We start from the raw sequence: 25,452 nt of genomic DNA, 5'->3' as shown, positions 1-25,452 counted from the left end.
ATACTGTCCTATAATCGCTAGGTTTTTGGCAGCGTTGCACCGCCCCGCCGCCATTTGAAAATCGCGTGACCAAAGGACTATTCGTGAAGCTGACTCTGGGCCAGAAACTGATCCGTACCAAACCGACCGCGGCGCCCGCTGCCGAGCATGGCGAAGGCAGCACCAACCGGCTCGGGCGCAGCATCGGCCTGTTTCCGCTGACCATGATCGGGGTCGGCGCCACCATCGGCACCGGTATCTTTTTCACCATGGTCGAAGCGGTGCCGAAAGCGGGGCCATCGGTGGTGCTGTCGTTTTTGCTGGCGGCGCTGACTGCCGGCCTGACCGCCCTGTGTTACGCCGAACTGTCGTTTCGCATCCCCGCAGCCGGCTCGTCGTATTCGTTTGCCTATGCCACCGTGGGCGAATTTGCCGCCTTCATCATGGCCTTTTGCCTGCTGCTCGAATACGGTCTGGCAGCGAGCGCCACTGCCATCGGCTGGTCCGGCTACCTGAACAATTTTTTGAGCAATGCCTTCCACTGGCAAATCCCCGAAGCGCTGCGCTCGCCCATGTTCGTCGCCGGTGCCAATGGGCTCGAAGTGCACGCCGGCCACTTCAATTTGCCGCCCATCCTGCTGGTGATCCTGTGCGGCGTGCTGCTGCTGCGCGGCACCCGTGAATCGGCCACCGCGAATGCCGTGATGGTGCTGATCAAGCTGGCGATTTTGCTGTTTTTTGTCGTCATCGCTTTTTCCGGTTTTAATATCGACAACTTCCAGCCGTTTTTCTTTGAAGCGTCGGCCAAGTCGCCCGGCGGCATGGCCGGGGTAACGGCGGCGGCGGCCACCGTGTTCTTCTCGTTTATTGGACTCGACACCGTCGCCACCGCCGGCGAAGAAGTGCGCGATCCCACCCGCAACGTGCCGGTCGCCATTCTTGCCGCGCTCGGCATCGTCACCGTGTTTTATATGCTGGTGGCAGTCGCTGCCATGGGCGCGCAGCCGGCCCGCATGTTCGAGGGCCAGGAAGCGGGCCTGGCAGTGATTTTGCAAAACGTCACCGGCAAGGCCTGGCCCGCCATCGTGCTCTCGGGCGGCGCCGTCATCTCCGTGTTTAGCGTGACGCTGGTCACCATTTACGGGCAGACGCGCATCCTCTACGCCATCAGCCGCGACGGCCTGATTCCCCAGCTGTTCCAGAAGGTCAACCCGCGCACCCTGGCGCCGGTCGGCAATACCGTGCTGGTGTGCCTGATCGTCGCCGTCGTCGCCGGCCTGGTCGATTCGACCTATCTGTGGGACATGGTGTCGATCGGCACCCTGACCGCCTTCATCGTCGTCTCGATCGCCGTGCCGGTGCTGCGCGCCAAGGAAGGCGCCAGCGCCACCAAGGGGTTTCGGGTACCGTTCGGCCCCTACCTGGTGCCGGCGCTGTCGATTGCTGCCTGCCTCTACCTGGTGTGGGGCTTGTCGATGATCACCTATGTGACCTTTGCCGTGTGGATGAGCGTGGCCGTGCTGACGTACCTGCTCTACGGCGTGCGCAATTCGCGCCTGAACGTCTTGCCCGTCACAGCAGCTTGATGCCGGGCAGGGTGCGCAGCGAGGTCTCGCGCATGACCTGGACGAAATCGCTGAGGTAGGCGCTGGCGGCCAGCGCCTTCGGCGTCACCGCGTACAGCCGGCCCGTCAAGCCCTGCGGGCCGATCTGCTGGCGCGCGATGTATTTTCTTTCCAAATAATTGTTGACGGCCCACAAGGGCAGGGCGGCAAAGCCGCGCCCGCTCGCCACCAGTTGCAGCATGCCCACCGTCAGTTCGGTGGTGCGGCGCGCCGGCTCTACCAGCGCCGGTTTTAATACCTGGCGCACCAGATCGAGCATGTCATCCGGCACCGGGTAGGTGATCAGGGGTTGACTGGCAAAATCGTGCGCCACCAGGTAAGGCTTGTCGAGGTAGGGGTGGCCGAGCGGCAGCAGTGCCACCATCTCGAATTCGAACAGCGGGTGAAACACCATCGTCGTTTCATCTTCGTCGAGCTCGGAGACGATGGCCAGTTCAGCTTTGCCCTGGTGCAGCAGGCCGATCGGATCGGCATGAAAGCCGGACACGATGTCTTGCTCGATCTGCGGCCAGCGCGCCCGTAAACCGTCCATCGACGGCATCAGCCAGTCAAAACAGGTGTGGCATTCGACGGCGATGCGCAGCTTGCCGGTGCCGCTGCCGGCCATGCGGCGCAGCTCGCGTTCGGCGCGCTCGGCCATGGGAATGACTGCGCTGGCCAGTTCCAGCAGGCAGCGCCCGGCCGGGGTGAAGACCAGCGGCGTCGATTTTCTTTCGAATAGCACGGCGTCGTAATACGTCTCGACCGTCTTGACCTGGTGCGACAGCGCCGATTGCGTCACGTTGAGGAGCTGGGCGGCGCGCGAGACGGAGCCGCTTTCCGACAGGGCGAGCAGGGTGCGCAGGTGACGCAATTCAAGAATGGAGGTGAGCATGAGCCGCTTTCATGGGAACGCGCAAATTTTTCGTTTGAAGTGGACAGACGGACCCGCCATCATCATGAGATCTTTTCATTGAAACGGAATTTATCATGATTAAATCTCATACACTAGGCTTTCCCCGCATCGGCGCCGCGCGCGAACTCAAATTTGCCGTCGAACAGTTTTGGCGCGGCGAGCTCACTGAAGCGGCGCTGCAACAGCGCGCCGCCGCCGTCCGCCAGCGCAACTGGCAGCAGCAGATTGACGCCGGCCTCGACTTCGTCAGCGTCGGCGATTTTTCCCTGTACGACCACGTGGCCGACCACATTTCCCTGTTCGGCTGCGCGCCGGCCCGCTTTGCTTTTACCGACAGCGACACGCCACTGGCGCGCTATTTCAGCATGGCGCGCGGCGCCGCCCAGCAAGAGGGTGCCGCGTGTTGCCATCAGCACGGCGCGGCGCTCGAAATGACCAAGTGGTTCGATACCAATTACCACTACCTGGTGCCGGAATTTGACGACGCCACCCGTTTCAGCCTGCACGCGGCGGCGCTGCTGGCCGAAGTGGCCGAAGCGCGCGCATTGGGCCACCCGGTCAAGCCGGTGCTGCTGGGGCCACTGACCTTTTTGTGGCTGGGTAAAAGCAAGGCCGCTGGCCTTGAGTGCCTGGCGCTGCTCGACCAGTTGCTGCCCGTCTACGTGCAATTGCTGCAGCAACTCAAGGCGGCCGGCGTCGACTGGGTGCAGATCGACGAGCCCATCCTTGGCCTCGATTTGCCCGGTGACTGGGTGCTGGCGTTCGAACGCAGTTATCACGCACTGGCCACGGCGCACTTGTCGGTGCTGCTGGCGACCTATTTTTCACCACTGCAGGGACAGCTGAGCCTGGCCTGCAAGCTACCGGTGGCCGGGCTGCACGTCGATGCCATCCGCGCCGCCGACGAGCTCACCGCCGTGCTCGACTGGTTGCCGCCCCATAAAGTGCTGTCGGTCGGCATCATTGACGGCCGCAATATCTGGCGCAGCGATCTCGATGCGGCGCTCGAGGTGCTCACGCCGATGCTGGCGCGCCGGCCCGGCCTGTGGATCGCGCCCTCCTGTTCGCTCTTGCACGTGCCCGTCACCCTGGCCGACGACGGCGCCCTCGATGCCGAACTGCGCAGCTGGGTGGCCGGTGCCTGTGAAAAAATCGCTGAACTGCACCTGCTCAAGCGCGCCCTCAACGACGGCCATGCCAGCGTCGCAGCGGAGATGGCGACGACGCGGGCGGCGCTGGCCGCGCGGCGCAGCAGTGCGCGCGTCAGCAAGCCGGCGGTGGCGGCGCGGGTGGCGGCGCTGCCGGCTGCTGCCGACCGCCGTCGCAGCGTTTTTTCGGTGCGGCAGGCGGCCCAGCGCAGCCGTTTTAAGTTGCCCGCCTTCCCCACCACCACCATTGGTTCCTTCCCGCAAACAGCGGCCATTCGCGCCATGCGCGCCGCCCACAAGCGCGGCGAACTGGCGGAGGACGCCTATCACACGGCGATGCGCCGGGAAATCGCCGCCGCCGTCGCCGAACAGGAGGCGCTCGGCATTGACGTGCTGGTGCACGGCGAGGCCGAGCGCAACGACATGGTCGAGTACTTCGGCGAGCAGCTCGACGGCTTTGCCTTCAGCGCCAACGGCTGGGTGCAATCGTATGGCTCGCGCTGCGTCAAGCCGCCTTTGCTGTTTGGTGACGTCGGCCGCCGCGGCCCGATGACGGTGGCGTGGAGCGCCTATGCGCAAAGCCTGAGCGCGCGTCCCGTCAAGGGCATGCTGACAGGCCCCATCACGCTGCTGCAATGGTCGTTCGTGCGCGATGACCAGCCGCGCTCGCGCACCGCGCTGCAGCTGGCGCTGGCCGTGCGCGACGAGGTGGCGGACCTGGAAGCAGCTGGCATCGGCATCATCCAGATCGATGAGCCGGCCCTGCGCGAAGGCTTGCCGCTGCGGCGCGCCGCCTGGCCCGCTTACCTCGAGTGGGCAACCGCCGCTTTCCGCGTCGCCGCCAGCGGCGTCGACGATGCCACCCAGGTCCACACCCACATGTGTTACGCCCAGTTTAACGATATCCTGCCGCAGATTGCCGCCATGGATGCCGACGTCATCACCATCGAAACGAGCCGCTCCGATATGGCATTGCTGCGTGGCTTTGGCGAGTTTGCCTATCCCAACGAAATCGGCCCTGGCGTCTACGATATCCATTCGCCCCGCGTGCCCAGCGTCGATGCGATCGCGCGCCTGCTGCGCAAGGCCGCCGAGGTGATTCCGGCCAGTCAGCTGTGGGTCAACCCGGATTGCGGCTTAAAGACGCGCGACTGGCCGGAAACCCGCGCGGCGCTGGCCAATATGGTGACGGCGGCGCGACAGCTGCGCGCGGAAAGCCGCACGTCGTCGTCCACGGTGGGCGAGCGCACAGAACATTGATGCCAAGTGCATTAGCATTCATGAGGAAAACTTTACTTACCTTTTAGATTGCTGCCATGTTCCACTGTTTTGACTGCGTGCCGACGTTGCGCCGGCGCCGCGCGCGCACCCTGCAATATCATGGCAGGGGATTCTGAGGTGCCCGACGGCACCAGTGAAGCGGGCCGATTGCGCTTGCAGACGCCCGGCGCGCGCGCCGGCCGCCGCGACCGCGCTACGGCGCGCGCCGTCTATCAGGCGCAGGCACTGCGGCGGGCCTTTGGCCGGCCGGCGGCACATGTGTTCATGATTGTCCGGCGGCTGCCGGCGGCGCTGGTGTTGCGGGTGCTGAACTCGGCTGACCGGCAGCTACGCCGTTGATGCCAGCGGCGCGTTGGCACATTGCGTGGGCGTGCGGCCGACGTGGCGCGAAAAGGCGACACTGAAGGTGCTGGCCGAACCGTAGCCCACCCGCTCAGCGATGGCGGCAACACTGCCCTCGCCGCGGCGCAGCATGTCTTGCGCCAGGGCCATTCGCCACGCCAGCAGGTAGGCCATCGGCGCCATGCCGACCAGGCGCTTAAAGCGGCCAAAGAACGTCGAGCGCGACAGCGCCGCGGCGTTGGCCAGCTCGACCACCGTCCATGCGCGCGCCGGCGCTTCGTGCATGGCGCGGATCGCCGCCGCCAGGCGCGGGTCTGCCAGGCCGCGCACCAGGCCCGCTGGGGCGGCGGTGCCCGCGCTCGACCGTAATGCTTCTATCAGCAACACTTGCAGCAGGTGCGCGAGGACGATCTCGCGTGCCGGCCGCTGCTGGCGCGATTCGTCGTTCAACAGTTTGACCAGCATTGCCAGGCGCGGTTCACCGCGCACGTGGACCAGTGCCGGCAGCAGCGACACCAGCAGGGCCGCATTCGGTGAACCGAAGCTGCAGTGGCCGGCCAGGATGCGCAGATCGGTCGGCCCGGCTTGCTCGCCTATCCGGAATACGCCGTCACCAAGGGCGACCGGCACCGCGTTGCTGGCGTGCGCCGGCGCTTTCGTGTTCGGCATCACGTTCGGCATCACGCTCGACATGGTGACCCCGAATGCCGCCGGGATGAGGGCGAAGTCGCCTTCCTGTAACACGCTGGGAGCATGGCCGTCGAGGGTCAGACGACAGCTGCCTTCAAGCACCACGCAATAAAACGGTTGCCCGGCATCGGAGCGCCGGCTGTGCCACTGGCCGGCACCGACGATGTGTTTTGAAAAGCGGGCAGCCGGCTGCAGCAGGGTGACGACGTCGGCCAGCGGATCGATCACTCTGGACTCTCGCTAAACAGATATGGACTTTCCAGTGTAGCAGGTACGGGTGAACCGGGCTATCGTCACGCTACCGTCCACTTTACGAATGACATCCATGAAAACGATCTTCATTACTGGCGCCTCTTCCGGCTTCGGGCTGGCAACGGCGCGCCATTTTCTCGCCCATGACTGGCGCGTGATAGCCACCATGCGCACGGTGCAACATGACGTCTTGGGGCCGTCCCCCCAATTGCACATCATGCAGCTCGATGTCACTGACGCTGACAGCATTGCCCGGGCGATTGAAGCGGCTGGCCCCATCGATGTGTTGGTCAACAACGCTGGCTTTGGCGCGCCGGCGCCGTTCGAGTTGATGGACATGGACACCGTGCGCGCGCTGTTCGACACCAACACGCTGGGCACGCTGGCTGTCACCCACGCGGTGCTGCCGCAGATGCGTGCAAGACAAGCGGGGGTGATCATCAATGTGACCTCGAGCGTGACCTACAAGCCGCTGCCGCTGGTCGGCGTCTATCGGGCAGCGAAGGCGGCGGTGAACGCGTTCTCGGAGTCGCTGGCCAGCGAGCTGGCGCAGTTTGGCGTGCGCGTGCACATCGTACTGCCGGGCTCGTCGGGGGAGACGCGTTTCCGCGAAACGGCCCGTGCCGGGCTGCGCGGCATGGACAGCGACCTGTACGGTCAATTCATGCAACGCACGATGGCCGCCATGGCGCAATCGACGGCTGCCGGAACGCGCGCAGAGGACGTGGTCGAGGCGGTGTGGCAGGCAGCCACCGAGCCGGCTTCTGCGCTGTACATGCCGGCCGGTGCCGACGCCCTGGTGTGGGCGGCGCAGGCGCGCTGAGGCGGTCGCGATCTCATCGGTCGAAAAAAAACCGCGCAGGCAGCGCGGTTTTTTTTCAAAATAAACGCTTATTCGGCGCCCATTTCCTTGATCAGATTGTCAGCGTGATCGACATGCTTCATGTTCCACAGGATGTAACGGACGTCCACCTGGATATCGCGGGTGTTGGCCTTGTTAAAGTCCCAGTCGGAAATGATGGAGTCGAGCGTGCCATCGAAGGCCAGACCAATGAATTCGCCCTTGGCGTTCAGCGCTGCCGAACCGGAGTTGCCGCCGGTGATGTCGAGCGTGGCCAGGTAGTTGACCGGCACGGTTTTCAGTTTCGCATCGACGAAGTTGCCGAAATCCTTGTTCTTGATGGCGGTCAGCTGGGCTTGCGGCGCATTGAATTCGCCTTCGCCGGTGGCCTTCGCCTGCACGCCCTTGACGGTAGTAAATGCCGTCCACGAACCGGTGCCGTCGGCGCCATGGTCGCGACCGGCGATCTTGCCGAAGGTCACGCGCAGGGTGCTGTTGGCGTCAGGGTAGACCGCCTGCCCCTTGCTGTTCATGTAGGCGATTTTTGCCTTCATGTAATTGGCGTAGGATTGCTGGATCTTGCCCGACAGTTCTTCGTCATCGGCTTCGCGTTTCATGGCGCCGTCATACATGGCCACTGCTGCCTGGATGAACGGGTCGTTGCTGGCCTTGAAGTCGGCTGGTTTCTTGCTCAGCCACTCGGCGCGCACCTTGGCGTCGTTCAGCGTGGTCTTGCTGTACATGGCGTCGAGCAGGCTGGACAACTGCGCTTCGCTGATGCCGTCCTTGATACCGATGGCGGCGTCAAAATTGGCGTTGCGCGAGGCTGCTGGCTGGGCGGCGTACTTGACCAGGCTGTTCATCACAAGGGCCTTGTCGACCTTCGGATCGTAGGTACGATCGATGCCGGCCACGCCCGCCTTGAAGCGGTTCAGGTCGCGGTCCTGGTAACCCGATTTACGTTCGGCGTCCGGCTTGGCCATTTCGTTGGACAGGCGGTACAGCGAGCGCGCCGTGCCCAGCAGGCGGGGCGACGACGACATCAGATACCAGTCGCGCATGGTCTGGGCATCGCGCTCGGCGATCAGCTTTTCCACAATCTCGATATCGGCCGCGTACTCTTTTTGACGGCCAGGATTGGCGTTGACCCAGGCTTTCAGGTCGGCGTGTTCGCGCGTCTTGCGGGCCAGGAAATCGCTGCCTTCGTAGCTGGTCAGCATGCCCTTGCGGTTCTTGTAGTAATTGTTGACGCCGGCGATCTGACCAGCGTATTTGAGCTTGGCAGCCGGGTCGTTCTTGGTTTCGCGCTCGATGATGGCCAGCGTTTCGCCCGAGGTTTTAATAAAGGCCGGGTAGTTCTGGTCGAAGGTGTACGCCACTTCAGATGGCAGGCGGTGCCGGTTGGTGCGGCCTGGATAGCCGGCCACCATGATGAAATCGCCTTCCTTGACGCCCTGCTTGGCCAGCTTCAGGTAGTGCACCGGCACGTAAGGAACGTTGTCCTTGGAGAAGTCGGCAGCCTTGCCATCTTTGCTGACATAAGCGCGGTAAAAACCGTAGTCGCCGGTGTGGCGCGGCCACATCCAGTTGTCGGTATCGCCGCCGAACTTGCCGACGCCGGCCGGTGGCGCGTGCACCAGGCGCACGTCGCGAATTTCCAGTTGCTTGATCAGGTAAAACTCGAGGCCGCCGTAATAGCTGGCCACCGTGCAGCGGTGTCCGGGGTCTTTTTCGCACTCGGCCACCAGGCTTTTTTCATTCTTTTCCATGGCGTCAATGCGCGCCTTGCCAGCCAGTTTGGCGACATCGGCCGTGATGACTTTGGTGCTGACGTTGCTGACATCCTTGGTGACGAAAATGCGGCTGCCTGGGGCGGCCGGCAATTCATCGGCCAGCGTCTTGGCCAGGAAGCCGTTGGCCAGTAAATCGTTTTGCGTCGTCGAATTGACCGCTACGCTGTTGTAGACACAGTGGTGATTGGTCGCAACCAGACCCTGCGGTGAAACGAAGGACGCCGAGCAACCGCCCAGGCTGACAATCGCGCCCATCGGGAATTCGGTCAGCTTGGTCAGGGTGGCCGGGTCAAGTTTGAGGCCGGCGGCTTTGAGTTGCTTGGCTACTTGTGGCAGCTGTTGCGGCATCCACATGCCTTCATCGGCATGGGCGGCGGATGCGGTGCTCAGGATGGCGAGCGTCAGGAGGGTCTTTTTCATTCGCAGTGTCTCACAGAGGTCAATCGGACGGGCGCTCGGGTAGAGCGTTCCAGAGTATCGTCAGCGCCTGCCTGTTAGTCAACTAAATTGTTTCCGCCACCACGCCCGCCACCCCCTTTTACAGTTGCGAACCGACCACGCTGGCGATTTTGCCCATCATTTTCGCCAGCAGCGGGCGCTGCTCCCAGGCCGCGTAGCTGACCACGCGGGCGCGCGCCCAGTCAGCGTCGAAGACCTTTGATTGCTGCTGGGCAAAAGTGGCATTGAGCACGTTCAGATTGGCTTCGTCATTCAGGCTGAACGAGCGGTTATCGAAGTTGGTCGAGCCTACCGACACCAGCAGGTCGTCGACCACCAGCGCCTTGACGTGAAACATGGTGGGCTGGTATTCGGCGATTTGCACGCCGGCCGCCAGCAAGGGGCCCCATTCTTCGCGCGAGGCGGCGCGCACCACGCCCGAATCGATGATCTTGCCAGGCGTAATGATCTGGACCTTGACGCCCCGTTGCTGCGCCGCCACCAGTGCCTTGACGGTCAGCGCGTCCGGCACGAAATAGGCGTTCGACAGGCGGATCGAATGGCGTGCTGCGGTGATCGCCATCAGATACATCAAATGCATGCTTTCGCTGCCGCCGGTGGGTGAACTGCTGAACATTTGCGCCGCCTCGGTGCCTGCATCGGGCAGCGGCGGGAAATAGCGGACGCCATCGAGCACGGCGCCGGTCGACTTGATCCAGTTGTCCGTAAATACCGCCTGGATTTGCGCCACCACCGGGCCTTCGACGCGGAAGTGGGTGTCACGCCAGTGGTCTTCATCCTGGCCGTGGCCGCGCCACTTGTCGGCGATGCCGACCCCGCCCGTAAACCCGACCTTGCCGTCGACCACCAGCAGCTTGCGGTGGGTGCGGTTGTTCAGGCGCGTCAGTTTCCACCAGACCGGCTTGTGATAGCGCTGCAACTCGACGCCGGCCGCCCGCATCGCATTCATCGAAGCTTCGTCCATCTTGATCGAGCCGATAAAATCGAGCATCACGTGGACCTTGACGCCGGCGCGCGCGCGCTCGATGAGAGCGTCGGAGAATTCTTTGCCGATCGTTTCCGACCAGTAAATATACGTCTCGAAGGTGATGGTCTGTTTGGCGCCGCGGATGGCGCGGAGCATTGCCGGGAAAATTTGATCGCCGTTCAATAGCACTTCTACCTTATTGCCCTCGAGCATGGGCGGTCCCAGCAGCACATCCATCGAGCGGCGGAACTGCGGATCGGCGACGTCGTAACGGCGGCTGAGCTGCTGTTCGATTTTTTTCTCGCTGGGCGCAAAATTGAGAAACAGAAATCCTGCCAGCAGGGTGACTGCGCAGGTCAGCATGATCGTCACCACAGGCTTTGTTCTCATTGCAACTCTCAAGGTGAAAAAAAACCAACGCCGCAGCGTTGGTCGGTGGAGCGCGACTGCTTAGCGCGTGCGGCCGCGGCGGAACAGGTTGACGATGGCCAGCAGGATGACGGCGCCAAGGAAAGACACCAGCAGCGAGGTGACGCTAAAGTCGTTCGAATTGATGGTGCCGGTGCCGAACAGGGGCGAGAGCAGCCAGCCGCCCAGGAAGGCGCCGATGATGCCGACGACGACGTTAAGAATCATGCCTTGTTCAGCGTCCGTTTTCATGACCAGGCTGGCCAGCCAACCCAAGATGCCGCCAACGACGATCCAGATAATAAATAACATGGTGTTTCTCCTAAAGTTGAAATGCGCCCGAGACCATGGCCTCTGGTCTTGCGAAAAAGTCTATTCAGGTCGACACCACCAGTCGGTGCGGCAGCGAACCTTCGCGGCATTATTTGATGGCGACAGCGGGCTGGGCAAATTAGTGCTGGCAGGAATGTACCGAGCACCGTGCGTGAGCTAACAGAGAAAACGGTGTGCGCGTATTAATGTTACTCCACTGGCAAGTAAATGCTTGTAGAAGCGGGACGTTTGCACATCTGCACATCTGCACCTCAACCATCAAGGACACATCCATGAACACTACCGAGACAAACAACAATTCCCGCATGGTTACCGGCCTGTTCCGCGACCGCGACAGCGCCGAGCGCGCCTACAACTCGCTCGCTGACCGCGGTTATTCGAAAGACGATGTCACCCTGATGATGTCGGACGACACCCGGCAAACCCATTTCGGCGATACCGATACCGAGCTGGGCAGTAAAGCTGCCGAAGGCGCCGGCATTGGCGCCGGCATCGGGGGCACCATCGGCGCCGTACTGGCCGGTATTGCCGCGGTCGGCACCACCCTGGTCCTGCCAGGCATCGGCCTGGTGGTCGCAGGCCCGATTGCCGCTGCCCTGGCGGGCGCTGGCGCTGGCGGTGTCGCCGGCGGCCTGGTGGGTGCGCTGATCGGCGCCGGCATCCCGGAAGAGCGCGTGGTGCACTACGAAGAAGGCATCAAAAATGGCGGCATCCTGATGGGCGTGACGCCGCGCTCGGACGACGACGCCGCTTACGTCGAACGCAGCTGGTCTGACAGCGCCGGCGAACACATCATCGGCACTGGCGTCGGCGCCGCCGGCGGCGCCGCCACCGGTGCGGTGATCGGTTCGGTCGCGGGCCCGGTTGGCACCCTCGCGGGCGCCGCTCTCGGCGGCATCGCGGGCGGCCTGGCAGGCAAGGGCGTGGGCGAAGTGATCAATCCGAAGTCCGGTGATGCACTGGACGAGCACAATCTGGCCAAGGGCGTCGGCGCCGGTGCCGGGGCGGCGACCGGTGCATCGATGGGCGTGGTCGGCGGGCCGATTGGCATGGCCGCGGGCGCCGCTGTTGGCGCCGTGGTCGGTGGCATGGCTGGCCATATGGCGGGCAGCATGGTCAATCCGGCGGCAGAAGATGCTTACTGGCGCGACTCCTACAGCAGCGCGCCATACTATTCGTCGCAATACAGCTACGATGACTATGCGCCGGCCTATCAGCTGGGTTACAACGGCCGCGATCGTTATGCAGGCCAGACCTTTGACAGCATCGAAACCGACCTGTCGAATGACTGGAACCGCAGCAAGGGCCAATCGCGCCTGGACTGGCTCGATGCGCGCGCGGCAGCCCGCGCCGCCTGGGAACGGGTGGGTCGCGACGGCCGTTAATTTTTCAGTTGTATCGCACCAGTAAAAAAGCCCCGCATCGGTTCGATGCGGGGCTTTTTGCATTGCTGATAGTAAGTCTTGGTGCCAGCCTTACTGCCAAGCTTACTGCTTGATGGCTTCGACCTGGATCGCCAGTTTGACGACCGGGTTAAAGCCCATCTTGACGGCGTAATCGATGCCAAAGTCGGCGCGGTTGAAGGTGGCCGAGGCATCGGCGCCGCACGCTTCACGCTTAAACATCGGGTGCTGGATGCACTTGAATTTATTGATGGTCAGTACCACCGGCTTGGTCACGCCATGCAGGGTCAGCTCGCCATTGACGGTGGCCGGGGTGTCGCCATTAAACGTGATCGAGGTCGATTTGTAGGTGACGGTGGGGAACTTGGCAACGTCGAACATGTCCGCGCCCTTGGCGTGGCCATTCATCTTTTCGTGACCGAAGTCGAGGCTGTTGGCATCGATGGTGATGTCGAGCGTGCCCGTCTTGGCGGCACGGTCGAGTACCACGGTGCCGCTGGTCTTGGTGAACTTGCCGCGCCAGACCGAGATGCCCATGTGATCGGCTTCAAAGCTGGGGTAGGTGTGGTTGGGCTCGATCGAATAGGTGTCCGGGGCCGCGATGGCGGCGGTCGCGGCGGCGGCGGCGATGAAGGCGGCGATCAGATGTTTCATGTTCATGCGAATTCCTTTGGTGTGGGTGGGGGTAACGAATTTAGCCTGCGGTGACGCGGAATTTGATGATGACGTCGTCGGCGACGGTGCTGGTGTCTTTCCATTCGCCTTCGCCGATGTTGTAGGTCAGCCGCTTGATGGGCACGGCGCCTTCGAACACTTGTTTGCCGGCCTCAGCCTTGACGGTCAGCGGGAAGCTGACGTCGCTGGTCTTGCCCTTGATGGTCAGCTTGCCGGTGACGTTGAACTTGCCGGTACCGGCCGCCTTGATCGACGACGAGATAAAGCTGGCCTTGGGGAACTGGGCCGCATTGAACCATTCTTTCTTCGCCACTTCCTTGTTCATTTCCGCTTCGCCCAGGTCGAGGCTGGCGGTGTCGATCTCGACCGTGGCCTTGGCGGCATCTGGCTTGGCGGCGTCGTAATCGATGGTGGCCGTGAATTTCTTGAACTTCGCGTCGACCGGCACGTTCATCTGTTTGAACGTGGCCGACACGCTGCTCTTGGCGGGATCGGTTTTCAGGGGGGCAGCGATGGCTGCCGAGGCGACAAGGGCAAGCGCCAGTGTGAACAATTTCATGCGGTCTCCTAGGGGCAATTCGAATAAATAAAAACGCTCACGGCAGCATGCGTTGCAGGACGCGGTCGCGGTTGATGATAGCGTGCTTGAGGGCGGCCGCCACGTGCACGGCCACCAGCGCCGCCAGCCCCATGGTCAGCCAGTAATGGACGGCTTTCAAAACGACTTTTAGGGCCGGGTCGACATCGATGAGCACGGGCAGCGGCAATACGCCGAAGTAGACCACCGGCACGCCGGCCGCCAGCGTATAAAAGTAGCCGGAGACGGGCACAGCGAACATCAGCACATACAGCAGCAGGTGCAGGTGGTGGGCGGCGGCTTTTTCCCAGCTTTGCATGGAGGCCGGGTAGCCGGGGGCCGGGTGCAGCAGGCGCCACAGCAGGCGCAGCGCGGCCAGCGCCAGCACCGTCACGCCGGCCCATTTGTGCCACGAATAATATTTGAGCTTGGTGGGGGAAAAGCCGGGGATGTCCGTCATGATCAGGCCCAGCACGAAGGCGCCGACGATCAGCACGGCGATGACCCAGTGAAACACCATGGCGGTCTTGGTATAGCGGGCGATCGGTTGCTGCATCAGTGGGGTCTCCGGAAAATTATTAGTACGTGTTAGGACTAATAGTACCGCAAAACTGTTGAAGGTGCGCAAGTGTTGAATAAAGACGGTCCAGCATACCGCAGTGGCGCTGAAATAAAAACGGGAGCGCCCTTGCGGACGCTCCCATCGTTGGTGCTGGTACAACAGCCGGGCGGCACTTGGTGCCTATCCCAACAGGCACTTACACCGCGGTCGCCAGCTGTGCCGCAATGCCGATGTAGTTGGCGGGCGTCATTTGCAGCAGCAAATCCTTGGCTTCCTGCGGCACTGCCAGGGTGACAATGAATTCGCGCAGCGCCACCTTCGAGATGCCTTTGCCGCGCGTGAGTTCTTTCAACTGTTCATACGGGTTTTCCACGCCATAGCGGCGCATGACCGTCTGCACCGGTTCGGCCAGCACTTCCCAGTTGGCGTCGAGATCTTGCTCGAGGCGGGCGGCATTGACTTCCAGCTTGTTCAAGCCGCGCAGGCAACTGTCGTAGGCCAGCAGGGCATAACCGAAGCCGACGCCGATATTGCGCAGCACGGTCGAATCGGTGAGGTCGCGCTGCATGCGCGAGACGGGCAATTTTTCTGCCATGTGCTTGAGCACCGCGTTGGCCATGCCCAGGTTGCCTTCAGAGTTTTCGAAGTCGATCGGGTTGACTTTATGGGGCATGGTCGACGAGCCGATTTCGCCCGCTTTCAGGCGCTGCTTGAAGTAACCCAGCGAGACATAGGTCCAGATGTCGCGGTTCAGGTCGAGCAGGATGGTGTTGGCGCGGGCGATCGCATCGAACAGTTCGGCCATGTAATCGTGCGGCTCGATCTGGATGGTGTAGGGATTGAAGGTCAAGCCGAGGCGCTGTTCGATGACGTCTTTGGAAAACGCCGCCCAGTCGAACTGCGGGTAGGCCGCCAGGTGGGCATTGTAATTGCCGACGGCGCCATTCATTTTCGCCAGGATTTCGACGGCAGCGATGGTCTTGACGGCGCGCTCGAGGCGGGCGACGACGTTGGCAAATTCCTTGCCCAGCGTGGTCGGGCTGGCGGTCTGACCGTGGGTGCGCGAGAGCATCGGCAGGGCGGCGTTGGTATGGGCGATCTCGCGCAGCTTGGCGATGACCGCCTGCAGGGCCGGCACGATGACGCCATCGCGGGCCGCTTTGAGCATCATGCCGTGCGACGTGTTGTTGATGTCTTCCGAGGTGCAGGCAAAGTGGATGAATTCGGTCGCTGCCACCAGTTCGGGCACGTCCTTGACTTGTTCCTTGAGCCAGTATTCGACGGCCTTGACGTCGTGGTTGGTGACCGCTTCGATTTCCTTGATGCGGGTGGCATGGCTTTCCGTGAAATCGGCCGCCATCTTGTCGAGCAGGGCGCTGGCCGCGGCGGAAAACGGCGTGATTTCGGCAAAGCCCGCCTGCGACAGCGCTTGCAGCCACGCGATCTCGACCTTGACGCGGTGGTGCATGAAGCCCGCCTCCGACAGGATCGGGCGCAGCTTGTCGGTCTTGCTGGCATAGCGGCCGTCGAGGGGCGAGAGGGCGGACAGGGTGGAGTACGGGGCGGTAGAGGTCATGGCGGCAGGCGTGAGCAAAACGCCGATTTTACCACCGGGGGCAGGTCGCAGCCGATGTTGCACGCAGCGCCTCAATGATGCGCGGGCAGCCAGCGGTCGCTGGCCCGATGCTATACTGGACCTTATTCTTTTACTCATAAAATGTATGAAACTCATTGGTTCGCTTGCAAGTCCCTATGTCCGCAAGGTGCGCGTCGTGATGGCGGAAAAAAAGCTCGACTATGCCCTCGTGCTGGAAAATGTATGGGCCGCTGACACCGTCATCGCGCAATCGAACCCGCTTGGCAAGGTGCCCTGCCTGCTGATGGAAGATGGCAGCGCGCTCTACGATTCGCGCGTCATCGCCGAATACCTCGACACCCTCACGCCGGTCTGCAAGTTGCTGCCACCGAATGGCCGCGACCGTGCCGACATCAAGGTGTGGGAAGCGCTGGCCGATGGCATCCTCGACGCTGCCATCCTGGTGCGCCTGGAAACCACCCTGCGCGCGCCCGAACAGCAAAGCAGCGTCTGGATCGAGCGGCAAATGGACAAGGTCCATGGCGGCCTCGCTGCCATGTCGGCCAGGCTGGGTGAATCACCGTTTTGCCACGACAACCATTACACCCTGGCCGACGTCGCCGTCGCTTGCTGCCTGGGCTGGCTGGCGTTCCGCTTTCCCGCCATCGACTGGCGGAGCGCTCACCCCAACCTGGCGCGCCTGTTCGACAAGTTGTCCGACCGCGCCTCGTTCAAAGACAGCGTGCCGCAGTGAGCCAGCATGCCACGGGCGGCGCGGCGCCGCTACAGACCACCGTTATCTTTGGCGAAGCGCTGGTCGACGATTTCGTCACCGAACAGCTGGTCGGCGGCGCGCCGTTCAACGTAGCGCGCCATCTGGCCGCTTTCATGGCGCCGCAGCTGATGATCACCCGCATCGGCAGCGACCGCAATGGCGCCGTCGTGCGCGCCGAGTTCGAGCGCTTTGCCATGAGCGAGCAGGGCTTGCAGGTCGACCGCATGGAAGAAACCGGGCGCGTGCTGGTCGAACGGCGGCCCGACGGCCTCGGTCACCGTTTCGTCATGCTGCCGCGCCAGGCCTACGATTTTATTGATCCGCAACTGGCCGTTGCCGCCATGGCGGCGGTGACGCCATCGGCCCTGTATTTCGGCACCGTGGCGCAGCGCGGCGCCCGTTCGCGTGCAGCCTTGCACAAGCTGTGGACGGCCAGCAGTGCGAGCCGTTTTCTCGATCTGAATTTGCGCGAGCAACAGGTCGACCGCGCCTGCGTCAGCGCGTCGCTGCAGGCGGCGGACATCGTCAAGGTTAACGAAGAAGAGCTCGAGACGCTGTTCCACTGGTACTTTGAGATCGCCCCCGGCACCGCGCTCGGTAGCGAGGAAGTGCGCGCCGCCTGCCGCGCCCTGATCGACCGCTTCGCCCTGACGGGGCTGCTGCTGACGCTGGGGCACCGCGGTTCCGTGTATTTTGATGGCGATGCACAGGTCATCGTTCACCGCGACAATCCGGCGCCGCCGTTCGTCATCGACACCGTCGGTGCAGGCGACGCGTTCGCTGCCATCTTCCTGCTGGGGCGCGCGCGCGGCTGGCCGCTGGAGACGACGCTGGCACGCGCCAACGAATTTGCCGGCGCCATCTGCGCTGTCACCGGGGCGGTGCCGCAGGATCTGGGGTTTTATGACCAGTGGGTGGCGCGGTGGAAGGGGCTGTGACGGGGCCGTTCGGCTAAGCAAGCCTGTCCCAAGTTTGCGTTTGCCGAACGGCAGCACGCAGTTACGCGTGCTGCCCGATCTGGCTTTGCAGGTAATTGTGCAGGCCCACCTTGGCAATGAGCTCGATCTGCGTTTCCAGCCACTCGATGTGTTCCTCGGTGTCTTCGAGAATCAGCGAGAACAGTTCGCGCGACACATAGTCGCCCACCTTTTCGCACTCAAAAATGCCTTCTTTGACGGTCAGCTGCGCGCCCCGTTCGAGCGTGAGGTCGGCGGCCAGCATTTCTTCCGTGTTTTCGCCGATGAGCAGTTTGTGCAGCGCCTGCAAATTCGGCAAGCCATCGAGCATCAGGATGCGGTCGATCAGCTTGTCGGCGTGCTTCATTTCGCCGATCGATTCCTCGTATTCTTTCTTGCCTAGCTTGTCGAAACCCCAATGCCGGTACATGCGCGCATGCAAAAAGTACTGGTTGACGGCGGTCAGTTCATTGGTCAGCTGCGCGTTGAGCAGGCGCAGGATGGTCGGATCACCCTTCATGGCAGGCTTTCGAAAGTCACGGTAGGGCAATCATAGCAAAGCACGCGCCGCTGTGGCGCGTAGTTACCGGCAGCTACAGCGAGGCCGCCGCGATCCCCAGCAAGGCCAGCAGCGAGACGGTGCCGATGGCGGCGCCGACCAGGCGTTTTTTGTTCATCAGCGTCCACAGCAGCACGCCTGTGATCGACAGCAAAATGATGGAGCCGGCCAGGGTGTCGACCAGCAGGATCCACGCCACTCCCATGCCAGTGCCCTTGTGTAAATTGCTGATCACGCCGAACGCATTGGTGTCGCTGCGCTTGACGCTGACAAAACTGTTGCCGACCCAGTACTCGGCCTGCACACTGCTGGCCGGCGTGGTAAACGACGCGCTCCAGCGCGCCGGCTGGGTGACGGCGGCGTCGCCCCAGGCCACCGCTTTGGCCTTGTCCTGCTTGACCTTGGTCGCCGGCGCGGCAATCGACAGCGATTGCTTGAGCCACTGTGCCATCGCCTCGGCATCGCGCGGGGCGGGCACCGGCAGGGGCAGCTGGACGGTCGATTCTTCGCTCTGCGCGGCGGGAATTTTTAGCAGCGCGCGGTGGTTGAGCAGGATTCCTGAGGTGCCAAACAGCAAACCCAGGGCGGCGCCCCACAGGCCGATCCAGCCGTGGGTCTTGCGCAGCCATTTGAGCACGGCGGCCTTGCGGCCATGCTTGTCAGCGGCGCTGGCGGCGGGGCGGCGGACGAAGGTGGCGGTGCTGCTCACAAGCAGTCTGCCTGCCGGGCGTGAAAGCGCAGCTCGGTCACGCCCATCAAGGTGTCGACCGGCGCCCCGCGCGCACTGCGCAGGACATCGGCGGCATAGCCGGCGCACTGGCCGCAGCAGGTGGCCACGCCGAGGTCGCGGCGCAGTTCATCCATCGAGGTGATGCCCAGCTCGACAGCCTGGCGAATTTCGCGGTCGGAGATGTTGTTGCAAACACAAACGATCATGCTGAAACCTTTTTTGAGGGGAGGGCACACTGGCAGAACGCACTTGCGCGCACCAAAATGCGAATCATTACCATTTAAATGAAGATTCTCATCTTAATTATCGCCTTTTGCAAGCAGATTGTGCAATGCATCATCGGGCCGCGCCAGGGCTGGTGTTTTGTCGTATCGACCCCACCTTCTCAGCAGGCAGAAAAGAACGCAAATGGAAATTATTCGCATTTAGGTTTATGATGGTGCTTATGAGCGGAAACGTCTCCCGTGCCAGATCGCTGCCGCGCTGCGCACCTGCTGTTTGTTTCAACGCTGCATCACCTTTATATACAACAAGCGGCCTCACCAACTAAGCCCACCATGACACTCGTCTCGCAGTTGACCACGCTCGATACCCTCCCTGCAGGCAAGGGTGGTACCGTCATCCACCTGGCGCCCGGCGCCCAGGGCGGCGCCGATGTCGCGCGCCGGCTGATGGAGCTGGGCTTCGTGCCTGGCGAACGCATCCGTATGCTGCGCCGGGGCGTGCAGGGCGGGCCGCTGGCCATCAAGGTTGGCGAATCGACGTTCGCCCTGCGCCGCTTCGAAGCGGCGCTGGTGTCGATCAAGCCGGAATAAGGCGGTCATGGTCGCAGCAGAACAAGACAGGCGCGTCCAGGCCGACCTGCGCACACCGCTGATCGCCCTGCTGGGCAATCCGAATTGCGGCAAGACGGCGCTGTTCAACCGCCTCACCGGCGCCCGCCAGAAAGTGGCCAACTACGCCGGCGTCACCATCGAACGCAAGGAAGGCAGTTTTACTTCGCTGTCGGGGCGCGCCTACCGCGTGCTCGATTTGCCGGGCGCTTACAGCCTGTCGGCCCATACCCCCGATGAAGCGATCACCCGCGATGTCGTCGCCGGCCTGCGCGCGGGCGAACAGGCGCCCGACGCCATCGTCTGCGTGGTCAACGCCACCACCTTGCGCCTGAACCTGCGCCTGGTGCTGGAAGTGCAGCGCCTCGGGCTGCCGATGGTGCTGGCGCTGAACATGGTCGATGTCGCCCACAAGCGCGGCATTGTCATCGATGCGGCGCGCCTGGCCGTCGAACTGGGCATGCCGGTGGTGGAAACGGTGGCCGTGCAAAGCGGCGGCGAAAAGTCGCTGCTGCGCGCCCTCGACCTGATGCCCGATTCTCCCAAGCGCAGCGCCAACCCGCTCTCGGCCATCGATGCCGTCTCGGTCGAAGCGACCCAGCGCGAAGTGCGCCGCATTCTCGACGTCTGCGTCAGCAGCGTCAACGACACTGGCAACCTGACCGAAAAAATCGACCAGGTGGTGCTGCACCCGGTGGTCGGCCCGCTGCTGCTGGCCGCCCTGATGTTCCTGGTGTTCCAGGCGGTGTTCAGCTGGGCGGCGCCACCGATGGAATGGATCAAGAGCGGGGTTGACCAGGTCGGCCAGCTGCTCTCGGCCCACATGGGCGAAGGCTTGTTGCGCAGCCTGCTGGTCGAGGGCATCCTCGGCGGCGTCGGCAGCGTGCTGGTATTTTTGCCGCAGATTTTGATCCTGTTCTTTTTTATTTTGGCGCTGGAAGACTGCGGCTACCTGCCGCGCGCCGCCTTCCTGCTCGACCGCCTGATGGGTGGCGTCGGCCTGTCGGGGCGCGCCTTCATTCCCCTGCTGTCGAGCTTTGCCTGCGCCATCCCCGGCATCATGGCCGCGCGCACCATCCAGAATCCGCGCGACCGCCTGGTGACCATCATGATCGCGCCCCTGATGACCTGCTCGGCGCGCCTGCCGGTGTACGCCCTCATCATCGCCGCCTTCATTCCGGCGCGCGACGTCTGGGGCGGCATCAGCCTGCAGGGACTGGTGCTGTTCGCCCTGTACTTTGCCGGCATTGCCAGCGCCATGGCGGTCGCCTATTTTTTCAAGCGCACCATGGGCGCCAGCGGCGAACAGCCATTGATGCTCGAGCTGCCCAGCTATCACTGGCCGCACCTGCAGAATCTGGCCCTGGGGCTGTGGGAACGGGCGCGCATTTTTCTCACGCGGGTCGGCACCATCATCCTCACCCTGATGGTCCTGGTGTGGTTCCTGTCGAGCTTTCCCGGCGCACCCGAAGGGGCCGTTCACCCGCCTATCTACTACAGCATCGCCGGCATGATCGGCCGCGCCATGGCGGTGGTATTTGCGCCGATCGGCTTTGGCTGGCAGATTTGCATCGCCCTGGTGCCGGGCATGGCGGCGCGCGAAGTGGCGGTCGGCGCGCTCGGCACCGTCTATGCGCTGTCGCAAAGCGGCGAAGCGCTGGCCGGCTCGCTCACCCCCATCATCGCGCAATCGTGGACCATGGCCACCGCGCTGTCGCTGCTGGCCTGGTATGTGTTTGCGCCGCAGTGCCTGTCGACGCTGTCGGTGGTGCGGCGGGAAACGGGCGGCATGCGCTGGCCGCTGATCATGGCCGCCTACATGTTCGCGCTGGCCTACATCGCTTCGTTTATTACCTACCGGGTGGCGCTGTGGCTGGCCTGATGCAAAACCTGATCGTCGCGTTGATCGTGATCGTCGCCGCTCTCTACGTGCTGCGCAAATACCTGCCGGCTGCCCTGCGCCAGAAACTGGTGTACGCGCTGCGCCGGCAGGGCACGGCGCCGTCGACAGTGGCGGGCTGGTTGGATACCTCGGCCGGCTGCGGCAGCGGTTGCGACACCTGCAAGGCGTGCGCGGCGCCCGCCGACGGGCAGGCGCCGGCGACGACTGAACACGTTATCAAGATCGTCCGCCGCTAAGCTCCCGCTAATACTCCGCTAACACCCCTCTAACACCCCTCTAACACCCCGCTAACACCCCGCTAAGGCAGCGCCAGCGCCTTGACCGCCGCCATCTCCTGATCGCGTCCCGCCACCTGCAAAACAAAGCGCCGTTCGACGACGATATCGGGCGTCACGCTGGCGTCTGGCGTGGTCGCTTCGTAGCTTGACGCCAGCAAGGGAATATCGACCGCCACGCCTGAATGGGGCAGGTTGACCCAGGCCAGCTGGCCGCCGTTCAAGCCCCTCTGATTGCCACCGGTCGGCTGCCCCACCAGGATAGCCGCGCCCGAGCGCTGGGCCAGCTGCGCCAGGCTGAAGGTGGCCGAACTGTTTTCTGCCCCCACCAGCAGCCAGGTGCTGCCCCGATAACCGTTGGCGCGCGGGGTGATCGTTTGCACCTTGGCCGCATTCGGGCGAAAGCGAAAGCGCCCCGCCTGCGGGCCGTCGACGATGCGGTCGACCTGGCCGGTGCGGTCAAAAAAGCCAAAGTCCCAGGTGTTCAGGTAGCGCGCCAGCTGGTACGGTACCCGTTCATAGCTTGTCACCGACTGGTCCGATACAAACGTCAATGGCGCCTTGACCAGCCATGACAGCAGCTCGCCGCCAATGGCGCCGTCGCCGCCCTCGTTGTCGCGGATGTCGATGACCAGCCGCCTGATCTCACGCTGCTGCAGCGTGGCGAAACTGTCGGCCAAAAAGGCGCGCCAGTCAAAGCTGCTGCGGTACAGGGCAAAGGTGGGCAGCGTCAGCACCGCCAGATCGCCATCGATGCGCAGGCGCCAGCTTTCATCGATGGCGGTGACGCCCTGTGCCTTCAGGCTGGCGGCGCGCGCAGCGAGGGTGGTGGCGGCGACGGCGATGGTGCGGGTGGCGCCGTCGGCTGCGCGCACGCCGAGGTGGTAGACGTTCTGCGCTGGCGGCACCAGCAGCGGCCAGACGATGTCCATCATGCTGTAATCGGGGCGGTCGTGGCCCAGCTGGCGCAGGCGCTTGCCGTCGCTGCTGCCATCGGCGCGCAAGTACGGCAGCATGGCAGTGACCACCGCGGCGCTGCTGCGGCCATCGATGCTGACGATTTCGTCGCCCGCCGTGATGGCCGCTGTGGCGCTGGCGAGAACGCGCCAGCGGCCCTCGACCAGGGTCATGGTCAGCGGCAGCTTGTCGTTGGTCTCCAGCAGGCGTTGCTGGATCGCCCCTTCCTGATTGAGCACATTGGTCCAGGTGTGGCCGCAGCGAATAGCCGCCGCCAGTTCGGTCGCCGCCAGGTACATGGCAGCGGCGCTGCGCGCCTGTTCGGCGCGCGCGGTGAAGCGGGCGAACGCCGCCTCCACCTCGGCCGCGCTGCGGTATTTGTCGAGCGCGGGGTGCAGGGCGCGCAGGGTTTTGACGAGGATGGCGGCGTCGGTTTTGGCCTGCGCGGCCGTCAGCGCGCTGTCGGCGGCGTGCACCTGGGCGGCGCCCAGTGCAGCGCACAGCGCGCCGCACAACAGCATCCTGCGTCTCAAGCGAAATCGGATCATGGTGTCAGCCTGTGGTGAACATCGGATAATTCTACGCCTGCCGATGGCCGATTAGTGCGGTCGCTGCGGCGTTTTACTTCACCACCGGCAGCTCGATCACCGTCTCCATCCCGGCCGCATGGTAAATGCGCTGGGTGGCTTTTTTATAGTCGCCCGGCTTGGCATAAAAAATATTCGGCACGAAGGTTTGCGGATTGCGGTCGTACAGGGGGAACCAGCTCGACTGGATCTGCACCATCACCCGGTGGCCGGGCAGGAAGACGTGGTCGGCGTTGGGCAGGGCGAAACCGTAAGACTCGACCTGGTTGGCGGGAATCGGCACCGCCTTGTCGAGACCCTGGCGGTAGCGGCCGCGGAAAATATCCATGGCGATGCCCAGCTGGTAGCCGCCCAGTTCCGGCTGCGCCGCCACTTCATCGGGGTAGACGTCGATCAGCTTGACCACCCAGTCGGCATCGGTGCCGCTGGTTGAAGCGAACAGTTTGACTTGCGGCTGGCCGGCGATGTGCAGCGGCGCCGTCAACGGCGCGCTGACCCAGCTCAATACATCGGGACGGTCGGAAAAGCCGCGCTGGTCAGTCACCAGCCACGGCTTCCATACCGTGTCTTCTGCCATGCGCACGGGGCGCGGCACGAACGGCACCGGCTTGGCCGGATCGGCCACGTATTCGTCGTACTTGGCGCTGGCGCTGGCATTGAGCGTGGCCGGCCGGTCGAAGCCGAGCTGGCCGCCCGCCTTAAGGTACAGTGGCGTGCTCGCCGGCGCCAATGGCCACCTGGCCAGACTGCGCCAGTGATTGCTGCCCGTTTCGTACGACCACACCGGCGGCGTTGCTGCCGCCGGCGCGCCATCCTTGAGGTACTGGTCGAAAAACGGCTGCATGACGTCGCGGCGGAATTCGGCCGCGGTGTCGCCGGTGAACTGCAGGGGGCCCAGGCTGGCGCCCTTGTAATTGACGCCGCTGTGGCGCCATGGCCCCACCACCAGAAAATTCATGGTGTTGGTTTTATCGAGCTGCTCCATCGCCGCATAGGTGGCGTAGGCGCCATAGATATCTTCCTGGTCCCAGCGGCCCACCACCGTCATGGTCGGCACCGTCAAGGGCCGCTTGGCCAGCACGCGGTCGAGCGCCTGCTGCTGCCAGTAGCTGTCGTAGGCGGGATGGGCGAAGATTTTTTTGGTGAACATCAGCTGGTCGACACCCGACAGCTTGGCCAGGTCGGCCACCGAGCCGGCCCGCAGCTGCGCTTCGTAGTCGTCGTAAATGCCGCTGGCCAGATGCGCACCTTCGCCGCGGGCGCCGGTCTGGCCGCCGATGTAGTCAAGATTATTGGTCCGAAAAGCGCCGTTATGAAACCAGTCGTCGCCGCGCCAGCCATCGACCATCGGGCTCATCGGCACCGCCGCCTTCAGGGCCGGGTGCGGATCGGCCAGTGCCATCAGCACCGTAAAGCCTTCGTAGGAGGACCCCACCATGCCCACTTTGCCATTCGATTGCGGCAGGTTCTTGACCAGCCAGTCGATGGTGTCCCAGGCATCGGTGGCATGGTCGACGGCGCTGTCGTTGAGGGGGCCGCGCAGCGGCCGCGTCATCACATAATCACCTTCCGAACCGTACTTGCCGCGCACGTCCTGGAACACGCGGATGTAGCCGGCGGCGACGAAAGTGTCATCGCCCTCGGCGAGCATCGATGCCATGCGCGGGCTGACGTTGCGGGCGGCGCGGCGGGCGGCGTTATACGGCGTGCGGGTGAGCATGATGGGCGCGCGGCTGCCTGCGTGGGCCGACTTCGGCGTGACGATCACGGTGTAGAGCTTGACGCCGTCGCGCATGGGAATCATGACGACCTGCTTGGTGTAGTCGGCGCCGGGCAGGGTCGCTTCGAACGGCGCGCTGCCGATGTCGGGCGCCATGGCGGCAATCTGGGCGCTGGCCAGCGGCGCGGCACCAGCTGCGGCAACAGCCGCGGCAAGCAGCAGGGACAGGGCGGACGGGAACAGCACAGGCTTGATGCGACGCGACATTGCGACTCCGTGTTTTAAAATTGATGTTTCGAAACATTGACGGTCTTATATTACCCCATCAATGCTCATCAGCAAGCTGCCGCC

At 63.4% G+C, this 25,452-nt stretch carries 25 protein-coding genes; 11 read left to right on the top strand and 14 right to left on the bottom strand.

All coding sequences use genetic code 11. The features are described from left to right. Positions 1-83 precede the first annotated feature (83 nt). Positions 84-1,565, top strand: coding sequence for an APC family permease (locus ACP7BZ_RS20560; protein WP_426116631.1), 1,482 nt, complete (start codon positions 84-86; stop codon positions 1,563-1,565). Here ACP7BZ_RS20560 and ACP7BZ_RS20555 read toward each other — a convergent pair. Then, the gene (locus tag ACP7BZ_RS20555; RefSeq protein WP_426116629.1) at positions 1,552-2,478 is read right to left on the bottom strand and encodes a LysR family transcriptional regulator; all 927 of its coding nucleotides are present in this window, start codon (positions 2,476-2,478) and stop codon (positions 1,552-1,554) included. The two genes, ACP7BZ_RS20560 and ACP7BZ_RS20555, sit on opposite strands and share 14 nt — an antisense overlap. Before the next feature lie 95 nt (positions 2,479-2,573). Between ACP7BZ_RS20555 and metE the strand changes: the two genes are divergently transcribed. Both metE and ACP7BZ_RS20545 read left to right on the top strand, forming a co-directional pair. Beyond that, the gene (metE, locus tag ACP7BZ_RS20550; protein WP_426116627.1) at positions 2,574-4,907 is read left to right on the top strand and encodes a 5-methyltetrahydropteroyltriglutamate--homocysteine S-methyltransferase; all 2,334 of its coding nucleotides are present in this window, start codon (positions 2,574-2,576) and stop codon (positions 4,905-4,907) included. 120 nt (positions 4,908-5,027) lie between these two features. Further along, complete coding sequence (locus ACP7BZ_RS20545; protein ID WP_426116625.1) at positions 5,028-5,267, top strand: hypothetical protein; 240 nt, start codon at positions 5,028-5,030, stop codon at positions 5,265-5,267. Here ACP7BZ_RS20545 and ACP7BZ_RS20540 read toward each other — a convergent pair. After that, positions 5,256-6,188, bottom strand: coding sequence for an AraC family transcriptional regulator (locus ACP7BZ_RS20540; protein WP_426116623.1), 933 nt, complete (start codon positions 6,186-6,188; stop codon positions 5,256-5,258). The two genes, ACP7BZ_RS20545 and ACP7BZ_RS20540, sit on opposite strands and share 12 nt — an antisense overlap. Before the next feature lie 97 nt (positions 6,189-6,285). On the opposite strand from ACP7BZ_RS20540, the gene ACP7BZ_RS20535 reads away from it, so the two are divergent. Further along, positions 6,286-7,035 (top strand): SDR family oxidoreductase, encoded by a 750-nt coding sequence (locus ACP7BZ_RS20535; protein WP_426116621.1) that lies wholly within the window; start codon positions 6,286-6,288, stop codon positions 7,033-7,035. A 68-nt stretch (positions 7,036-7,103) separates the two neighbouring features. Here ACP7BZ_RS20535 and ACP7BZ_RS20530 read toward each other — a convergent pair whose 3' ends face one another. From ACP7BZ_RS20530 to ACP7BZ_RS20520, 3 genes are all read right to left on the bottom strand, one after another. Further along, positions 7,104-9,266: a S46 family peptidase gene (locus tag ACP7BZ_RS20530; protein ID WP_426116619.1), complete on the bottom strand. Its 2,163-nt coding sequence runs from the start codon at positions 9,264-9,266 to the stop codon at positions 7,104-7,106. A gap of 118 nt (positions 9,267-9,384) precedes the next feature. Beyond that, a complete protein-coding gene (locus tag ACP7BZ_RS20525; RefSeq protein WP_426116617.1) occupies positions 9,385-10,662 on the bottom strand; it encodes a phospholipase D-like domain-containing protein in 1,278 nt (425 codons plus the stop codon). A gap of 60 nt (positions 10,663-10,722) precedes the next feature. Next, positions 10,723-10,992: a GlsB/YeaQ/YmgE family stress response membrane protein gene (locus ACP7BZ_RS20520; RefSeq protein WP_426116615.1), complete on the bottom strand. Its 270-nt coding sequence runs from the start codon at positions 10,990-10,992 to the stop codon at positions 10,723-10,725. Between the two features lie 293 nt (positions 10,993-11,285). On the opposite strand from ACP7BZ_RS20520, the gene ACP7BZ_RS20515 reads away from it, so the two are divergent. Continuing rightward, the gene (locus tag ACP7BZ_RS20515) at positions 11,286-12,398 is read left to right on the top strand and encodes a hypothetical protein (protein ID WP_426116613.1); all 1,113 of its coding nucleotides are present in this window, start codon (positions 11,286-11,288) and stop codon (positions 12,396-12,398) included. A gap of 102 nt (positions 12,399-12,500) precedes the next feature. Here ACP7BZ_RS20515 and ACP7BZ_RS20510 read toward each other — a convergent pair whose 3' ends face one another. The 4 genes from ACP7BZ_RS20510 to purB all read right to left on the bottom strand — a co-directional run bounded on the left by ACP7BZ_RS20510 (position 12,501) and on the right by purB (position 15,806). Next, entirely contained in the window at positions 12,501-13,076 is a 576-nt protein-coding gene (locus ACP7BZ_RS20510) for a YceI family protein (protein WP_426116611.1), read from the bottom strand. 34 nt (positions 13,077-13,110) lie between these two features. Continuing rightward, positions 13,111-13,650 (bottom strand): YceI family protein, encoded by a 540-nt coding sequence (locus tag ACP7BZ_RS20505; RefSeq protein WP_426116609.1) that lies wholly within the window; start codon positions 13,648-13,650, stop codon positions 13,111-13,113. A gap of 37 nt (positions 13,651-13,687) precedes the next feature. Next, positions 13,688-14,212 carry a cytochrome b gene (locus tag ACP7BZ_RS20500; protein WP_426116705.1) on the bottom strand — a complete coding sequence of 175 codons (525 nt, stop codon included), beginning with the start codon at positions 14,210-14,212 and terminating at the stop codon, positions 13,688-13,690. Between the two features lie 214 nt (positions 14,213-14,426). After that, the gene (gene purB, locus ACP7BZ_RS20495) at positions 14,427-15,806 is read right to left on the bottom strand and encodes an adenylosuccinate lyase (protein ID WP_426116607.1); all 1,380 of its coding nucleotides are present in this window, start codon (positions 15,804-15,806) and stop codon (positions 14,427-14,429) included. 145 nt (positions 15,807-15,951) lie between these two features. Between purB and ACP7BZ_RS20490 the strand changes: the two genes are divergently transcribed. Both ACP7BZ_RS20490 and ACP7BZ_RS20485 read left to right on the top strand, forming a co-directional pair. Continuing rightward, positions 15,952-16,560 (top strand): glutathione S-transferase C-terminal domain-containing protein, encoded by a 609-nt coding sequence (locus tag ACP7BZ_RS20490; RefSeq protein ID WP_426116605.1) that lies wholly within the window; start codon positions 15,952-15,954, stop codon positions 16,558-16,560. Continuing rightward, complete coding sequence (locus tag ACP7BZ_RS20485) at positions 16,557-17,519, top strand: PfkB family carbohydrate kinase (RefSeq protein WP_426116603.1); 963 nt, start codon at positions 16,557-16,559, stop codon at positions 17,517-17,519. The genes ACP7BZ_RS20490 and ACP7BZ_RS20485 overlap by 4 nt, the downstream gene beginning before the upstream one ends. Before the next feature lie 61 nt (positions 17,520-17,580). On the opposite strand, the gene bfr is transcribed toward ACP7BZ_RS20485, so the two are convergent. The 3 genes from bfr to ACP7BZ_RS20470 form a co-directional block, all read right to left on the bottom strand. Further along, on the bottom strand, positions 17,581-18,057 hold the full coding sequence (bfr, locus tag ACP7BZ_RS20480; RefSeq protein WP_426116601.1) for a bacterioferritin: 477 nt from the start codon (positions 18,055-18,057) through the stop codon (positions 17,581-17,583). Positions 18,058-18,130: 73 nt separating this feature from the next. Then, a complete protein-coding gene (locus ACP7BZ_RS20475) occupies positions 18,131-18,805 on the bottom strand; it encodes a PepSY-associated TM helix domain-containing protein (protein ID WP_426116599.1) in 675 nt (224 codons plus the stop codon). Then, positions 18,802-19,032 carry a (2Fe-2S)-binding protein gene (locus ACP7BZ_RS20470; protein ID WP_426116597.1) on the bottom strand — a complete coding sequence of 77 codons (231 nt, stop codon included), beginning with the start codon at positions 19,030-19,032 and terminating at the stop codon, positions 18,802-18,804. Before ACP7BZ_RS20470 ends, ACP7BZ_RS20475 begins: the two co-directional genes overlap by 4 nt. 78 nt (positions 19,033-19,110) lie before the next feature. Here ACP7BZ_RS20470 and ACP7BZ_RS20465 point away from each other — a divergent pair, with 78 nt between their 5' ends. The 4 genes from ACP7BZ_RS20465 (at position 19,111) to ACP7BZ_RS20450 (ending at position 21,798) form a co-directional block, all read left to right on the top strand. Continuing rightward, entirely contained in the window at positions 19,111-19,263 is a 153-nt protein-coding gene (locus ACP7BZ_RS20465; protein ID WP_426116595.1) for a hypothetical protein, read from the top strand. Positions 19,264-19,383: 120 nt separating this feature from the next. Then, the gene (locus ACP7BZ_RS20460; RefSeq protein WP_426116593.1) at positions 19,384-19,641 is read left to right on the top strand and encodes a FeoA family protein; all 258 of its coding nucleotides are present in this window, start codon (positions 19,384-19,386) and stop codon (positions 19,639-19,641) included. 7 nt (positions 19,642-19,648) lie between these two features. Beyond that, positions 19,649-21,541 (top strand): ferrous iron transporter B, encoded by a 1,893-nt coding sequence (gene feoB, locus ACP7BZ_RS20455; protein WP_426116591.1) that lies wholly within the window; start codon positions 19,649-19,651, stop codon positions 21,539-21,541. Further along, on the top strand, positions 21,541-21,798 hold the full coding sequence (locus ACP7BZ_RS20450; RefSeq protein ID WP_426116589.1) for a DUF6587 family protein: 258 nt from the start codon (positions 21,541-21,543) through the stop codon (positions 21,796-21,798). Before feoB ends, ACP7BZ_RS20450 begins: the two co-directional genes overlap by 1 nt. Positions 21,799-21,860: 62 nt before the next feature. On the opposite strand, the gene ACP7BZ_RS20445 is transcribed toward ACP7BZ_RS20450, so the two are convergent. Together ACP7BZ_RS20445 and ACP7BZ_RS20440 are read right to left on the bottom strand one after the other, a co-directional pair. Continuing rightward, the gene (locus ACP7BZ_RS20445) at positions 21,861-23,342 is read right to left on the bottom strand and encodes a S41 family peptidase (RefSeq protein WP_426116587.1); all 1,482 of its coding nucleotides are present in this window, start codon (positions 23,340-23,342) and stop codon (positions 21,861-21,863) included. Between the two features lie 73 nt (positions 23,343-23,415). Beyond that, positions 23,416-25,368: a CocE/NonD family hydrolase gene (locus tag ACP7BZ_RS20440; protein ID WP_426116585.1), complete on the bottom strand. Its 1,953-nt coding sequence runs from the start codon at positions 25,366-25,368 to the stop codon at positions 23,416-23,418. Positions 25,369-25,452: the final 84 nt, after the last annotated feature.

Origin of the sequence: Massilia sp. PWRC2, assembly GCF_049896725.1 — a bacterium.
Taxonomy (GTDB): domain Bacteria; phylum Pseudomonadota; class Gammaproteobacteria; order Burkholderiales; family Burkholderiaceae_D; genus JAFCUW01.
This window is presented reverse-complemented; position numbering and strand designations above follow the sequence as displayed.